The following is a 14,987-nucleotide window of genomic DNA, read 5'->3' on the forward strand; positions in this document are numbered from 1 at the left end:
TGGGGGTGCGTCGGGGGCGTCAGATCCGGTAGCCCGAGCCGGGCACCGTGATGATCACGGGGGGCTCGCCGAGCTTGCGGCGCAGCGTCATGACGGTGACGCGTACGACGTTGGTGAACGGGTCGGTGTTCTCGTCCCACGCCTTCTCCAGCAACTGCTCCGCGGAGACCACGCCGCCCTCGGCCCGCATCAGCACCTCCAGCACCGCGAACTCCTTCGGCGCGAGCTGCACGAGCCGCCCGTCCCGGTAGACCTCCCGGCGGCCCGGGTCGAGCTTGATCCCGGACCGCTCCAGCACCGGGGGCAGCGCCTGGGTGCTGCGGCGGCCGAGGGCGCGCACGCGCGCCGTGAGTTCGCTGAAGGCGAACGGCTTGGGCAGGTAGTCGTCCGCGCCCAGCTCCAGACCCTCGACGCGGTCGCGGACATCGCCCGCCGCGGTCAGCATCAGCACGCGGGTGGGCAGCCCCAGCTCGACGACCTTGCTGCACACGTCGTCGCCGTGGACCAGCGGCAGGTCGCGGTCGAGCACGACCACGTCGTAGTCGTTGAGCTCGATGCGGTCGATGGCGGCCGCGCCGTCGTAGACGACGTCCACGGCCATCGCCTCCCGGCGCAGGCCGGTGGCCACCGCGTCGGCGAGCAGTTGCTCGTCCTCGACGACGAGTACGCGCACGGCTGGGTCCTCTCTACGTGGTGCGTGGGGGCACGGAACGGTGCTGATGACCAGCTCCATCCTGCCTGCAATGGGCGTAAACCGGTGGTAAGCAGCCGGGCACCCAAAGATTCTGCGGATCCGATGTTTCCACCCCCGGTACTGCGGGGAGGACGATTCCACACCCGCCGATCACGTTTCCCAGCCTCCATTCCCGGCACGGCACACAGGCTGTAGCCGGAAGGACGGTCTCCGTGATCTGAACCGTCGGCACACCCCCAAGTGCCTCGACCCGACGACGAGGGGGCGCACACAATGGACGCTTTCACCGCTGGCATTCTGCAGCGCATCAAGAAGGCCGAGAACGAGCTGGACCGCGCCCGCGAGGAAGGCGACGAGTTCGGTGTCGAGGTCGAGCAGGAGGAGCTGGACGATCTGCGCCGGCTCGCCGCCGACCACGGCGTCGAGGTCGGCGCCGGCTCCGGAGTCTGACCCGCCCGACGCCCACACCGCCCCGGCACCCCGACGGTGCCGGGGCGCCGCATTGTCCGCAGGTGTCCGGGAGGCGTCGGCGCGGTGGCGCGGGCGTTGCGGGGTACGGGCGGGAAGGTGGCGGGGCTCCGGCGGGGCGTACGCGCGGAGCGGCCGGGGTGCGGGCCGCGGGACCGGCGCGAGGGCCCGTAGAACGGCCTGAGAGGGCGGTGCGGCGGCGGGGCCGGGGGGTCAGTCGTGCCAGGCGCCCAGCTCGTCCAGCAGCCGCTGAAGCGGCTCGAAGAGCCCCGGCACCGCGGCTACGGTCAGGTCCCCGTCGGGCCGCCCGCCGGGCCGGGAGCCGGTCAGCGCGCCGCCCTCGCGGGCGATGAGGTCGCCGGCGGCCAGGTCCCACGGGTTCAGGCCGCGCTCGTAGTAGCCGTCGAGCCGGCCGCAGGCCACGTCACACAGGTCGATCGCCGCCGAGCCGCCGCGGCGGATGTCGCGCACCCGGGGTATGAGCCGGCGGGCCACCTCGGCCTGGTGGGCGCGGACGTCGAGGACGTAGTTGAAGCCGGTGGAGACCAGCGCCTGGTCCATCGGCGGGGTGGGTCGGCAGTGCGCCGGTGCGCCGTTGACGAAGGCGCCGCCGCCGCGTACGGCGTGGTACGTCTCGCCGCGCATCGGCGCCGCCACGACGCCGGCGACGGCCTCGCCCGCGTACTCGGCGGCGATGCTCACCGACCAGTCGGGACGGCCGTAGAGGTAGTTCACGGTGCCGTCGATCGGGTCGACGACCCAGCGCACCCCGCTGGTGCCGGGCCGGCTCGCGCCCTCCTCGCCGAGGATCCCGTCGGCGGGCCTGTGCTCGGTCAGGAAGCCGGTGATCAGCTTCTCGGCGGCGAAGTCCATCTCGGTGACGACGTCGATGGCGCTGGACTTCGTCGCGGCCACGCCGAGGTCGGCGGGCCGGCGGTCGCGCAGCAGCTCGCCCGCGCGGCGCGCGGCCTCCAGCGCCAGGGCCAGCAGCTCGTCGTGGGGTGCGGCGGCGGGCTCGGGGCGGGGCTCGTCGGTCACGGTGCTCCTCGGGTGCGGGGGTGGGTGCCGCGGGCGGCTGGAGGACGGCTGCCGGGCGCAGGTGGCCGGCCGGTCCGGCGGCGCCCGCGGTGGCGTCAGTCGGCGCCCGCGGTCGCGGGCCGGGGGTTGCGGGCCGGGCAGCAGCCCGCCGGGCAGACGTCGTGGCTCGGCCCCAGCCCGCCCAGCGCGAGCCGCTCGACCGGCTCCCCGCGCTCGGCCGAGGCCCGCTCCAGGATCAGCTTGCGCAGCGTCTCGACGAACGCCGGCTGCGCCCCGACGGTCGCGGACCGCACGGCGGGCAGGCCCAGCTCGGCCGCCTTCGCCGCGGCCTCGGTGTCGAGGTCGTACAGGACCTCCATGTGGTCCGAGACGAAGCCGATCGGCACCATCACGACCGCGGGCGCCCCGGCGGCGTGCAGCTCCTCCAGGTGGTCGCAGACGTCCGGCTCCAGCCACGGGATGTGCGGGGCACCGCTGCGCGACTGGTAGACGAGCCGCCAGGGCCGCTGCACCCCGGTGAGCACGGCCACGGTGTCCGCGACCAGCTTGGCGACGTCCCTGTGCTGCGCCACGTACGCGCCGCCGTCGCCGTGGTCCTCCGGGGGGCCCGAGGTGTCGGCCGCGGCGGTGGGGATGGAGTGGGTGGTGAACGCCAGGTGGGCGCCGTCGCGGACGTCCTCGGGCAGCCGCGCCAGCGCGTCCTGCACGCCGACGACCATGTCGCGGACGAAGCCGGGGGCGTTGAAGTAGTGCCGCAGCTTGTCGACGCGGGGCGGCTCCAGGCCCTCCGCGGTCAGCTCGGCCAGCGACTCGGCCAGGTTCTCGCGGTACTGCCGGCAGCCCGAGTACGAGGCGTAGGCGCTGGTGACCAGCGCCAGCACCCGCCGGTGCCCGGCCTCCGTCATCTCCCGCAGGGTGTCGGTGAGGTACGGGGCCCAGTTGCGGTTGCCCCAGTAGACCGGGAGGTCGAGGCCCACCTCGGCGAAGTCCTTGCGCAGGGCTTCGAGCAGCACGCGGTTCTGGCCGTTGATGGGGCTCACGCCGTCGAAGAGGTAGTAGTGCTTGCCCACCTCCTCCAGCCGCTCGCGCGGGATGCCGCGTCCCCGGGTCACGTTCGCCAGGAACGGAACGACATCGTCCGGGCCCTCGGGGCCGCCGAAGGACAGCAGCAGAAGGGCGTCGTACGGCTGGGGGGACGGCACGTCTGGCATGTCTTCGATCCTGCCATGAGCCGGCCCCGGGCCCGAGCCGGGCACCGGCGTCGGGACCGTCCGTACGCGCGAGTATCATCCCTGTCCAACTGGGGGCCGAGAGCCGGTGACGAGGGCCGTGGGACCGGCCCGTTCAGGGGGTGGACGGCGGATGCATCGGGTGAGGAGCGCCGGCGCCGCGGGCGCCTGGCGCAACTGGGCGGGCACCGTCGCCGCCCGCCCCGCGCGCACCGTCAGCCCCGCCACCACCGCCGAGGTCGCCGACGCCGTACGGGCCGCCGCCGAGGAGGGACTGAAGGTCAAGGCCGTCGGTACGGGCCACTCCTTCACCGCCGCCGCGGCCACCGGCGGGCTCATGATCCGCCCGGAGCGGCTGGTCGGCATCCACGAGATCGACCGTGAGGCCGGCACCGTCACCGTCGCCGCGGGCACCCCGCTGCACCAGCTCAACCACGCCCTCGCCGCCGCCGGCCTCTCGCTGACCAACATGGGCGACATCATGGCGCAGACCGTGTCCGGCGCCACCGCCACCGGGACCCACGGCACCGGCCGCTCCTCCGCCTCGCTGGCCGCCCAGATCACGGCGCTGGAACTGGTGACGGCCGACGGCCGGGCGCGTACGTACACGGCGGCCGACACCGGCGGGGACGCGGCGGTCTTCGCCGCCGCCCGGCTAGGCATCGGCGCGCTGGGCGTCGTCACCTCGCTGACCTTCGCGGTGGAGCCGGTCTTCCTGCTCACCGCGCGGGAGGAGCCGATGGCGCTCACGGACGTCCTCGCGTCCTTCGGCGAACTGGCCGAGGAGAACGAGCACTTCGAGTTCTACTGGTTCCCGCACACCGGCCGCTGCAACACCAAGCGCAACAACCGCAGCGAGGGTCCTGCCGAGCCGCTCGGCCGGATCGGCGGGTGGATCGACGACGAGCTGCTCTCCAACGGCGTCTTCCGGGCGGCCTGCGCGGTGGGCCGGGCGGTGCCCGCGGCCATTCCGGGCATCGCGGCGGTCTCCAGCCGCGCGCTGTCGGCGCGGACGTACACGGACATCCCGTACAAGGTCTTCACCAGCCCGCGGCGGGTGCGGTTCGTGGAGATGGAGTACGCGCTGCCGCGGGCGGCGGCCGTCGCCGCGATCCGGGAGCTGAAGGCGATGGTCGACCGGTCGGGGCTGCGGATCAGCTTCCCGGTGGAGGTACGGGTCGCGCCCGCGGACGACATCCCGCTGTCAACGGCGTCGGGGCGGGACACGGCCTACGTCGCGGTGCACCTGTACCGGGGGACACCGCACCAGGCGTACTTCACGGCGGTGGAGCGGATCATGACGGCGCACGGCGGGCGGCCGCACTGGGGGAAGCTGCACAGCCGGGACGCGGAGTATCTGGCGGGCGTGTACCCGCGGTTCGGGGAGTTCACCGCGGTACGGGACCGGCTGGACCCCGGCCGGGTGTTCGGGAACGACTACGTGCGGCGGGTGTTGGGGGACTGAGCGCCCGCCCGGGGGCGGCTACTGCGCCGCCCCCGGTGCCGTGGCGCCGTCCGGCTGCGGGGTCGCCGGGGTCTCCCCCGTGCCGGGCTCCGCGGGTTCCTCGCCGGTGCCAGGCGCCGTCGGGGTGGGCGTGGGGGCCGGGGGCGTGCCGCCGTCGGTGGTGCCGGGCGCGGAGGGGTCGCCGCCGCCGGGCCGCGGGGTGGGCGTGCCGCCGGGGTTCGTGTGTTCGCCGGTGCCCTCGTCCGGGGAGCCGGTGCCGCCGTCGCCGGGTTCGGCGGAGCCGGTGCCCGGGGTGCCGCCGGTGCCGTCGGTCTCCCCGGTGCCGGGCTCGTGGGTGCCGTCGGTGGTGCGGCCTTCCTCTTCCGGCGCCGGCGGGGAGTCGGACTTTCGTTCGCCGGGGCTGAAAGACGTGCCGGTGCGGTCGTCGCCCCAGGCGTTGGAGAGCGGTCCGCCGGTGAGCTTCTCGATGCCGAAGACCACGATCATCACGGCGGCGAACGTCCCGGCGGCGATCAGCGCGGGGCGCCGCCAGCCGCGGGCGCGCGTGCCGTGGGTGCGGGCGGCGCCGAAACCGCCGGTGGGGGCGGGTGCGCCGGGCACGGCGGCGGGATCGCCGGGCTCCGGGCGGGCGGCGGGCAGGAGTTGGGTCGCGTCGTCGGCCGCGGGGCGTGCGACGGGCAGCAGTTGCGTCGCGTCGTCCGCCGCGGCGGGCGCGCCCGGGAGGAGTCGCGTCTCGTCCCCGGCCGCCGGCTCCACGGTCCTGAGCAGGCGCGTCTCGTCGTCGGCCCGGTTGCGTACGGGCGTGTGCAGCGGCGCCGTCTGCTTGTGCAGCGCCTTCGGCGCCGCGACCGCCGCGTCCTTCAACTGCTGGCCCGTACGCCGGAAGACGTGCTGGAAGAGCGCGCCGCCCGCGGTGGCGCCCACGCTGACGACGCCGGCGCCGATGATCGTGCCGTACACGCCCATGCTGGAGGCGAGGAACGCGGCCACCATCGTGGCCGACGCACCGCCCGCGACCTGGGCGCCGCTGAGTTCGATCTTCCCCTTGCGCTTCTCCCCGCGCTCGTCGTCCGCCGTCCTGTCCGCCGTGCCTTGCATCTCCATCCCAAGATCGCTCCGATGGCCTCCTGCCCTCATGGACGAGCGCGCGGACGGACCCGTTAGTTCCGATTCCGGGGATTCTGTGATGCAACGCACCTCTTGATCGAACCGGGGCGCAACAGGCAGACTCAACTGCCGTGCACCGTTCCGCGTTCGGTGGCGCGCCGGTCCACCCGCATGGCTCGAATGGAGTACTGTGGGCGAGCCAGTGCTCCGGTGTCCGTCCGACGGCGGCGATCACGGCCGCTGCGTTGCAAATGCGTAACCGTGTCATAACGGCGCATCGGGTTCCAAGACCCGACACGCCGGGCAACTCAGCAATGTTGTGGCAGGCTGCACCCGGGCAGGCCACACTCGACTAGCGGGAAGAGCAGCGACGCACCGAACGTCGGCAGGCACCACCGGGAGGTTCCCATGCCCGAACTGCGTGTCGTGGCGGTCAGTAACGACGGCACACGGCTGGTGCTGAAGGCTGCGGACAGTACGGAGTACACCCTTCCGATTGACGAGCGTCTGCGCGCCGCGGTGCGCAACGACCGTGCGCGGCTCGGCCAGATCGAGATCGAGGTCGAGAACCATCTGCGCCCGCGGGACATCCAGGCCCGGATACGAGCCGGAGCGTCCGCGGAGGAGGTCGCCGCGCTCGCCGGGATCCCCGTCGACCGCGTCCGCCGCTTCGAGGGCCCCGTGCTCGCGGAGCGGGCGTTCATGGCCGAGCGCGCCCGCAAGACGCCCCTGCGGCGGCCCGGCGAGAGCGCAGGGCCCGCGCTGGGCGAGGCGGTCGCCGAGCGGCTGATGATGCGCGGTGCGGAGAAGGATTCCGCGCGGTGGGACTCCTGGCGCCGGGACGACGGCACCTGGGAGGTGCTGCTCGTCTACCGCGTCGCGGGTGAGCCGCACAGCGCCGGCTGGACGTACGACCCGCCGCGGCGGCTCGTGCAGCCCGTCGACGACGAGGCGCGCGCGCTGATCGGCGAGACCGATGCCTCGCCCGAGCCGAGCCTGCCGTTCGTGCCCAAGATCGCGCGGCTGCCCCGGAGTCCGGAGCGGCCGTCCGACGGGCGCGGGGACCGGGACGGCGCCGGTGAGGACCGCGACTCGCTGACCAGCCTGCTGGAGGCGGTGCCGAGCTTCCGGGGCGACCTGGTGGTGCCGGACCAGTCCGCGCCCGCGGCCGCCGCCGACGGGCCCGCCGCCACGGCGGGTTCGGCGGGTTCCGCGACCAAGCCGGGTCCCGTGCCGGGGCCGCCCGAGGAGGAGCCCGAGCCGCCCGCGGTGGAGGAGGAGCCTCCGGCGCCCGCGGCGAGCGCGGGTTCCGCGTACGCGGACGTGCTGATGCCGCGGAGCGTCTCGGCGCACCGGGAGCGGCTGACCGGGCAGACCGACCGGCAGGCAGAGGCCGACGGCGTGCGGCCCGGCCGGCGGGCCGCGGTGCCGAGCTGGGACGAGATCGTGTTCGGAAGCAGGCGCAAGAAGCCGGAGTAGTCGTACGGCCGGGCGCGGTTCGCAGGGGTTCGCCCCGCGGGCCGCGCCCTCGCCTTCCGTCGCGCCCTCGCAAGGGACGCCGCCCGCCCCGGCGTTGCTCGGGTACGCGGGCGGCGCCACCCGCCTGCGTCAGCCCGGCTCCGCGCCCGTCGCCACCGGCCGCGCCGGGTCCGCCACCCACTCCGACCACGAACCCGGGTACAGCGCCGCGGGGATGCCCGCGATCGCCAGGGCCAGCACCTCCTGGGCGGCGGACACCCCCGAGCCGCAGTAGACCCCGACCTCCGTGCCCGGCGCGGCGCCGAGCGCCCGGAAGCGCGCCGCCAGCTCCGCCGCGGGCAGGAAGGTCCGGTCGGCGTCCAGGTTCTCCGTCGTCGGCGCCGAGACCGCGCCGGGGATGTGGCCCGCGACCGGGTCGATGGGCTCCGTCTCGCCGCGGTACCGCTCCCCCGCGCGGGCGTCGAACAGCACGCCGCGGCGGGCGAGTACGCCGGCCTCCGCCGCGGTGAGCACCGGCAGCGCGCCCGGCTCCGGCGTGAAGTCCCCCGCGCCGTCCGCGGGCGTCTCCCGGGAGAGTTCGCCGGGCCAGGCGGCGAGGCCGCCGTCGAGGACGCGGACGTCGGGGTGGCCGGTGTAGCGCAGCAGCCACCAGCAGCGCGCGGCCGACCAGCCCTGCCCGCCGTCGTACACGACCACGGGCCGGTCCCGGGAGACGCCCGCGCGCCGCATGGCCGCGCCGAAGACGTCGAAGCCGGGGAGCGGATGGCGGCCGGCGGGTCCCGGCGGGGCGGCCAGCTCGGCGTCCAGGTCGACGTAGACGGCACCCGGGATGTGCCCCGCGTCGTACGCGGGGCGGCCGGGCGGGCCGCCGAGCGTGTAGCGGACGTCGAGCACGGCCGGCGGCCGCGGGCCCGCCAGGTCGCTCGCGAGATCGGTTCCGGAGATGATGGCATCCATGGAGGCCATCCTGGCGCAGAGTCGCGCCGCGTCTCCCGCCCCGCCCCCGCCCTGCCCGAAAGCGAACATCTCCTGGCGAGACGGACAATTCTTCAGATCGATCGGCGCAGAGGGGGCGCACTGCGGCACGGGTGATGGAAATATCTGCAGAGGCGTCACCGGAACGTCACCCACCGCCACCTTCCGATGGTCAGAGAGGGCTGCCATGTCCGAGGGAGCGATCCTCAGCGCGCCGGGCACACCGTGCTGGGTGAGCCTGATGGTGCACGGGCTGGACACGACCGAGGAGTTCTACCGGGGCCTGTTCGGCTGGGCCTTCGAGGAGGGCCCGCGCACGCTCGGCGCGTACCGGCTGGCGCACCTCGACGGCGGCCAGGTCGCCGGGATCGGCGCGATGGCGCCGGAGCGCAGGCTGCCGGTGGCCTGGACCCCGTACCTCGCGACCGACGACGCCGACGCCGCCACCGAGCTGGTGCGCTGCTGCGGCGGGACGGTGGGGGTGGGCCCGCTCGACGCCGACGCGGCCGGCCGCAAGGCGATCTGCTCCGACCCGGCGGGCGCGGTGTTCGGGGTGTGGCAGCCGCGGCAGCCCCCGGAGGTGGAGCGGCGGGCGCGGCCCGGCACGCCGGTCTGGAACGACCTGCTGGTGGCCGAGCCGACGATGGTCGCGAAGTTCTACGAGCTGGTCTTCGGCTACGACGTGCGTTCGGAGGGCGACACCGCGACGCTCTACGTCCAGGACCGGCCCGTGGCGTCGGTCTGCGCCGCCGGCGAGGAGACGCTGCGCGAGACGGGGCCGCGCTGGACGACGCACTTCGAAGTCACCGACGTGGACGCGTCCGTGGGGCGGGCGGTGGAGCTGGGCGGGCGGCTGGTGCGCGAGCCGCACGAGACGGCCGCGGGGCGGATGGCGGAGGTCGCGGACGTCGAGGGCGCGCGGTTCACGCTGGTGCGCACGCCGCACTAGCCGTACGGCGCCGCCGGTTTGCCCGGCCGCGGCCGGCGGCGCGGGTCAGGAGCGTACGGTCAGCAGTGGGACCAACTGCTCCGCCGGGGTCAGCGAGCCGTGCATGCCGGCGAGCGCCGACTCCTTCGGCTCGGTGCGGGTGGCGACGATCGCGATGTCGTCGGCCGCGGCGACGATGACGTCCCCGAGCCGGTCCCGTACCCGCTCGTCGACCTTCGGCCCGAACCACCCCAGCGCGACGGCCTCTTCGCGGCTCGCCACCCAGGCGCGCTCGCCCAGCACCTCGCGCCAGACGGTGAGCACGTCGGCGGCGGCGCCCGGGGCGGCGTACACGTGCCGCGCGCGGCCCTCGCCGCCGAGGAGGCGCACGCCGGCGCGCAGCTCCCAGTCCTCGTCGACGTCGAAGCGGGCGTCGGCGGTGAAGGGGATGTCGACCATGCCGTGGTCGGCGGTGACGTAGAGCGCCGCGCGCGGCGGCAGTTGCTCGGCGAGCCGGCGGGCGAGGCGGTCGGCGTAGCCGAGCTGGCCGCGCCAGGCGTCGGAGTCGACGCCGTGCCGGTGGCCGTTGCCGTCGACCTCGCTGTAGTACGTGTAGACAAGCGTGCGGTCCGCGGCGGCGAGCTGCTCCGCGGCGACGTCCATCCGCTCCTCCCCCGACAGCCGGCCGTGGAAGGTGCCGCCGCTGAGCGCGATCGTCGTCAGCGGAGTGGTCTCGAACACGGGCGAGGAGACCTGCGCGGTGTGCACGCCGGCGTCGTGGGCCAGTTGGAAGACCGTGGGGTACGGCTGCCACGCGCGCGGCGCCGTCCAAGGGTGCCAGCGCAACTGGTTCATCAGCTCGCCGGTCTCCGGGTCGCGCACCGTGTAGCCCGGCAGGCCGTGGGCGCCGGGCGGCAGCCCGGTGCCGACGGAGGCGAGGGAGGTGGCGGTGGTGGCGGGGAAGCCGGCGGTCAGCGGCTCGCCGGTGGCGAGGCCGTGCAGGAACGGGGCGTCCTCGGGATGGGCGAGCAACTGCTCCCAGCCCAGGCCGTCGATGAGGAACACGCAGACGCGGTCGGCCGGTTCGACCCCGGCGAGGGCCGGGGCGAAGCCGGGGACGCCGAGTCCCGCGGCGGCACTGGGCAGCAGGTCGGCCAGCGAGCGGGTGCCGTAACGGGGGGCGGGCGCGGCGGCCGGGTCGAGCGGCGCGGGCCAGTCACCGGCGCCCGGTGGCGTACCGTCCTGCGTGCCGCTGCCCGGTGTCCCCCCCGTGGCGGCCATCAGGCTTCGGGGCCGGCGGCGGTGGCCTCGGAGAGCGCCTGGGCGAAGGTCAGGGCCTGCCGTACGGTCTCGGGACCGTCGCCGGCCTCGCTGACGCGCAGGCTCAGGTCGTCGGCGGTGGCCGAGCCGGTGTAGCCGTGGTCGGCGTCGCAGTTGGGGTCGCCGCAGGTGGCCGGCTCCATGTCGAGGCGGCTGACGGCGCCCCAGCCGACGGTCAGGACGACCTCGCGGGGCAGGGTGCCCGGGGTGTACGCCTCGGGGTTGCCGACGACGCGGCTGAGGACGACGGAGGAGATCCGGGCGAGCTTGACGGACTCGGTGGAGGTGGTGGCGTACGGCGTCGGGGAGGTGGTGTCCGCGGCCTGCTCGTCGGTGTGGCTGACGATGAAGCGGCTGTCGGTGAGCACGAGCACGGTGACGTGCCGCCGGACCTCGTTGGCGTCGAACGTCGTCTCCTGGTGGACCAGGTACGCGGACACGGGCTCCCCGCCGACGGCGGCCTCCACCGCCTCCGCCACGAGGGCGGGGTAGTAGCCGCTGCGCTCGATCGCCGCGCGCAGCCCCTTGGTCGCGGTCCCGGTCTTAGCCATGCGCCCATCCTACGGCCCGGAAGGGCCGCCCCGGTCCGCTGTCGCGAGGCTCGGGGGGCCGACGGGGCACCCGGGTTGGCGCGCGCACCGGCCGCCGCGCGGGCGCGGGCCGGCATCCGGGCCGGTCGGGGCGCCGGACGCCGGCCGGTGCCCCGCCCGGGTCCGCCCGGCGCCAGGGTGCCGCGGGTCAGTAGCGCGGCATGCGGCGGGCGCCGAGGTCGATGCGGGGCGGCGGCGGGGCCAGCCGCAGGGCGGCGGAGAGCACGCTGACACCCCGCGGGGCCACCACGACGGGGGACAACTCGGCGGAGACCACCTCGGGGTGTTCGTCGACGAAGATCGACAGCCGCAGCAGCAGTTCCTCCAGCGCCGCGGTGTCCACGGGCTGGGCGCCGCGCCAGCCGAAGAGCAGCGGGGCGCCGCGGATGGCGCGGATCAGCTCGGCGGCGTCGCGGTCGGTGGCGGGCACGAGCCGGTGCGCGAGGTCGCCGAGCAGTTCGGAGGGGGCGCCGGCCAGGCCGAAGGAGAGCACCGCGCCGACGCCGGGGTCGACGGTGGCCCGTACCACGGTGTCGACGCCGCGCGGGGCCATGGCCTGCACCACGGGCTGCACCTCGGCGGCGGCGCCGAGGGTGCCGGTCAGCTCGGCGTGGGCGAGGCGCAACTGGTCCTCGCCGGCGAGGTCGAGGCGTACGCCGCCGAGGTCGGGGCGGTGCCGCAGGTGGACGGCGGTGGTCTTGAGCGCCACGGGGTAGCCGAGCCGGGCGGCGGCGGCCGCGGCGGCGTCCGGGTCGGGGGCGGGCAGCGCCGGCAGCACGTTGATCCCGTAGCGGCCGAGCACGCGCGCGGCGGCCCGCTCGGGGACGTCGACGGGCACACCCTCCACGTCGGCCGGGGGCGCCGCGGAGGCCGCGGAGGCGTACCCGGGCGTACGGGCCGCCGCCTCGCCGGCGGCACCCGCCTGCCCGCCGCCCGTGACGGTGCCGCCCGCTCCGGCCTCCGCCGCACCCGACCGCCCCGCCGTACCGGCCGCGGCCCGCCCCGCACCGGCGGCAGACTCCCGCCGGGCAGCGTCCGGCGCCCAGTCCGGGGGGACCCCGCCCTCGTCCCCGGCGGCCCGCCCCCGCTCCCCCAGCAGCCCGGCGATGTCCGCGGCCGCCCCGGCCGGGTCCAGGTCGTCGTACTCCGGCACCCGCCCCGGGTCCGCCGCCCGCCGGCGCCACTGGGCGTACCGCACCGCCTGCGCCAGCGCCCGCGCGGCCCGCTCCCCCGCCGGGTACGTCGGGATGCCGTCCGGCGGGGCCGCCAGGGCGCCGGGCAGGCCCTCGATCTCCAGGTGGACGACGGCCACCGGCTTCGTCGCCCCGGCCGCCGCCGCGCGCAGCGCGTCCGCGAGCGCCCCGGCGTCCTGCGGCCCCGGCACCGCGGCGAGCGCGGGCACGTCGGGGTCGGCGACCCGTCCCCTGGGCCCCAGGGGCCCGGGGATGCCCCAGGGGATGGCCGTCACCAGCACCGCGTCGCAGCCCTCGTCGGCCAGCGCACCGGCGACCGCGGCCCGGAAGTCCCCGGGCGCCGCGGCGGCGGTCAGGTCGTGCGGGGGCAGCGGGCGCAGTCCGGCGGCGCGGCAGGCGTCGTACGCGAGGAGGCCGAGGGAGTCGGAGTTGCCGACGATCGCGACCCGCGGCCCGGCGGGCAGCGGCTGGGCGGCGAGCAGCAGCCCGGTGTCGACGAGTTCGGTGACGGTGTCGACGGCGACGACGCCGGCCTGGCGCAGCAGCGCGCCGACGGTCTCGGCGGGCACCGACGTGCCGGGCACGGCGTGTCCCGGCGGCGTACTGGCGCTGTGCCTGGCGCCCTTGACGACCACGACCGGCTTGACGGCGGCCGTGCGGCGGGCGAGGCGGGTGAACTTGCGCGGGTTGCCGAGGGATTCGAGGTACATGAGGACGACGTCGGTGGCGCCGTCGTCGTGCCAGTACTGCAGCAGGTCGTTGCCGGAGACGTCGGCGCGGTTGCCCGCGGAGACGAACGTGGACACCCCGGTGAGCACCGCGCCCGGCCGCCGGTGCAGCCCGGACAGCAGCGCGATGCCGATGGCGCCGGACTGGGTGAAGACCCCGACGCGGCCGCTGCCCGCGGGCTCGGGGGCCAGGGTGGCGTTCAGGCGTACGGGCGGGGCGGTGTTGAGGACCCCGAAGGCGTTCGGGCCGATGACCCGCATGCCGTGGCCGCGGGCCTGCCGGACGAGGTCGCGCTGGCGCGCGCGCCCGGCGGCGCCGGCCTCGGCGTAGCCGGAGGAGAGCACCACGAGTCCCTGGACGCCCTGTTCCCCGCAGTCGTCGACGACGCCGGGGACGCGGGCGGCGGGCACGGCGACGACGGCGAGGTCGACGGGCTCGTCGATGTCCCGTACGGAGCGGCGGGCGGGGACGTCCTCGGGCAGGAGCCGGTCCTGGCCTTCCGGATAGGCGTGGTTGACGGCGTAGAGGCGGCCGGTGAAGCCGGCGGCGAGGAGGTTGGCGAGGACGGTGCGGCCGACGCCGCCGGGGCGGCGGCCGACGCCGATCACGGCGACGGAGCGCGGGGCGAGCAGCCGCTGGACGGAGCGGGCCTCGGCGCGCTGCTCGCGGGCGTGCATGACGGCGAGCGAGCGCTCGGTGGGCTCCAGCTCGAACTCCAGCCGCACGACGCCGTCCTCGAAGCTGCGCTTCTGGGTGTAGCCGGCGTCCGTGAACACCTTCATCATGCGGCTGTTGGCGGGGAGCACGTCGGCGACGAAGCGGCGTACGCCGCGCTCGCGGGCGCACGCGGCGATGTGCTCCAGCAGGACGGAGGCGACGCCGCGGCCCTGCTGGTCGTCCTGGACCAGGAAGGCGACTTCGGCCTGCGCGGCGCCGTCCGCGGCGGGTTCGATGCGGTCGTAGCGCACGGTGGCGATGAAGGCGTCGCCGACGACGGCCGCCAGGCCCACCCTGTCGACGTAGTCGTGGTGGGTGAAGCGGTGGACGTCCCGGGCGGACAGCCGGGGGTGGGGGGCGAAGAAGCGCAGGTACTTGGACTCGTCGGAGACCCGGTCGAAGAACGCGACGAGCCGGTCGGCGTCGTCCGGGACGATCGGCCTGACCTGTGCGGTGCCGCCGTCGCGCAGCACGACGTCGGCTTCCCAGTGGGTGGGGTACTCGTGTGCCGACGGAGTGGCCATGGGGCCCAGGTTACGGTCCGCGCACGCTGGCGGGAGCGGGCGCGGCAGGGCAGTCTGAGGTGACCGCGGGGCGTGCCGGGCACCGCGGGCGGGCGGGGCGGGCGGCGCAGGCCGCGCTCCGGGACGTAAGCACAGGCCGGCCGCGGTCCGGCCGCGGTCAGGCCGGCTCGGCGCGCGTGCAAGGATGGTCTAGACAACTAGAACGAGGGAAGGGCAACACCATGGTTGAGCGCCGCGTCACCGTCGGCTGGGCCGAGGGGCTGCACGCCCGTCCCGCGTCCATCTTCGTGCGGGCGGCCACCGCCGCCGGCATCCCGGTGACGATCGCGAAGGCCGCCGACGGGAACGCCGTCAACGCCGCCTCCATGCTGGCCGTGCTGGGCCTGGGCGCGAAGGGCGGCGACGAGATCGTCCTCGCCTCCGAGGACGACGCCTCGGACCGCGCGCTCGACCGGCTGGCGAAGCTGGTCCGGGAGGGCCTGGACGAACTGCCGGAAACCGTCTGACGCCCGTACGCGCAAATCCGCGCAC

At 75.8% G+C, this 14,987-nt stretch carries 13 protein-coding genes; 5 read left to right on the forward strand and 8 right to left on the reverse strand.

All coding sequences use genetic code 11. The features are described from left to right. Window positions 1-19: 19 nt before the first annotated feature. Window positions 20-673, reverse strand: a complete 654-nt coding sequence (locus ACFYVJ_RS25735; protein WP_101421051.1) for a response regulator transcription factor — start codon at window positions 671-673, stop codon at window positions 20-22. Window positions 674-967: 294 nt separating this feature from the next. Here ACFYVJ_RS25735 and ACFYVJ_RS25740 point away from each other — a divergent pair, with 294 nt between their 5' ends. After that, window positions 968-1,144, forward strand: a complete 177-nt coding sequence (locus tag ACFYVJ_RS25740; RefSeq protein ID WP_164492590.1) for a hypothetical protein — start codon at window positions 968-970, stop codon at window positions 1,142-1,144. Between the two features lie 231 nt (window positions 1,145-1,375). Here the strand turns inward: ACFYVJ_RS25740 and ACFYVJ_RS25745 are convergent, their stop codons facing one another. Together ACFYVJ_RS25745 and ACFYVJ_RS25750 are read right to left on the reverse strand one after the other, a co-directional pair. Further along, complete coding sequence (locus ACFYVJ_RS25745) at window positions 1,376-2,200, reverse strand: inositol monophosphatase family protein (protein WP_388895838.1); 825 nt, start codon at window positions 2,198-2,200, stop codon at window positions 1,376-1,378. 95 nt (window positions 2,201-2,295) lie between these two features. Continuing rightward, window positions 2,296-3,411, reverse strand: coding sequence for a ferrochelatase (locus ACFYVJ_RS25750; protein WP_388895841.1), 1,116 nt, complete (start codon window positions 3,409-3,411; stop codon window positions 2,296-2,298). A gap of 151 nt (window positions 3,412-3,562) precedes the next feature. On the opposite strand from ACFYVJ_RS25750, the gene ACFYVJ_RS25755 reads away from it, so the two are divergent. After that, on the forward strand, window positions 3,563-4,894 hold the full coding sequence (locus ACFYVJ_RS25755) for a D-arabinono-1,4-lactone oxidase (protein ID WP_388895844.1): 1,332 nt from the start codon (window positions 3,563-3,565) through the stop codon (window positions 4,892-4,894). Between the two features lie 18 nt (window positions 4,895-4,912). Here ACFYVJ_RS25755 and ACFYVJ_RS25760 read toward each other — a convergent pair whose 3' ends face one another. After that, on the reverse strand, window positions 4,913-5,998 hold the full coding sequence (locus ACFYVJ_RS25760) for a hypothetical protein (protein WP_388895847.1): 1,086 nt from the start codon (window positions 5,996-5,998) through the stop codon (window positions 4,913-4,915). Window positions 5,999-6,409: 411 nt separating this feature from the next. On the opposite strand from ACFYVJ_RS25760, the gene sepH reads away from it, so the two are divergent. Continuing rightward, on the forward strand, window positions 6,410-7,480 hold the full coding sequence (gene sepH / locus ACFYVJ_RS25765) for a septation protein SepH (protein ID WP_388895851.1): 1,071 nt from the start codon (window positions 6,410-6,412) through the stop codon (window positions 7,478-7,480). Window positions 7,481-7,609: 129 nt separating this feature from the next. On the opposite strand, the gene ACFYVJ_RS25770 is transcribed toward sepH, so the two are convergent. Continuing rightward, on the reverse strand, window positions 7,610-8,437 hold the full coding sequence (locus ACFYVJ_RS25770; protein ID WP_388895854.1) for a sulfurtransferase: 828 nt from the start codon (window positions 8,435-8,437) through the stop codon (window positions 7,610-7,612). Window positions 8,438-8,687: 250 nt separating this feature from the next. Here ACFYVJ_RS25770 and ACFYVJ_RS25775 point away from each other — a divergent pair, with 250 nt between their 5' ends. Beyond that, a complete protein-coding gene (locus tag ACFYVJ_RS25775; RefSeq protein ID WP_388896054.1) occupies window positions 8,688-9,404 on the forward strand; it encodes a VOC family protein in 717 nt (238 codons plus the stop codon). Between the two features lie 45 nt (window positions 9,405-9,449). Here the strand turns inward: ACFYVJ_RS25775 and ACFYVJ_RS25780 are convergent, their stop codons facing one another. The 3 genes from ACFYVJ_RS25780 to ACFYVJ_RS25790 all read right to left on the reverse strand — a co-directional run bounded on the left by ACFYVJ_RS25780 (window position 9,450) and on the right by ACFYVJ_RS25790 (window position 14,456). Then, window positions 9,450-10,664: an alkaline phosphatase family protein gene (locus ACFYVJ_RS25780; RefSeq protein ID WP_388895857.1), complete on the reverse strand. Its 1,215-nt coding sequence runs from the start codon at window positions 10,662-10,664 to the stop codon at window positions 9,450-9,452. Beyond that, the gene (locus ACFYVJ_RS25785; RefSeq protein ID WP_047018498.1) at window positions 10,664-11,254 is read right to left on the reverse strand and encodes a DUF5998 family protein; all 591 of its coding nucleotides are present in this window, start codon (window positions 11,252-11,254) and stop codon (window positions 10,664-10,666) included. Before ACFYVJ_RS25785 ends, ACFYVJ_RS25780 begins: the two co-directional genes overlap by 1 nt. Window positions 11,255-11,441: 187 nt before the next feature. Further along, a complete protein-coding gene (locus ACFYVJ_RS25790; RefSeq protein WP_388895860.1) occupies window positions 11,442-14,456 on the reverse strand; it encodes a GNAT family N-acetyltransferase in 3,015 nt (1,004 codons plus the stop codon). Between the two features lie 221 nt (window positions 14,457-14,677). On the opposite strand from ACFYVJ_RS25790, the gene ACFYVJ_RS25795 reads away from it, so the two are divergent. Next, window positions 14,678-14,962, forward strand: coding sequence for an HPr family phosphocarrier protein (locus ACFYVJ_RS25795; protein WP_388895863.1), 285 nt, complete (start codon window positions 14,678-14,680; stop codon window positions 14,960-14,962). Window positions 14,963-14,987 lie beyond the last annotated feature (25 nt).

It is taken from the genome of Streptomyces sp. NPDC004134 (assembly GCF_042874195.1).
Classification (GTDB): domain Bacteria; phylum Actinomycetota; class Actinomycetes; order Streptomycetales; family Streptomycetaceae; genus Streptomyces.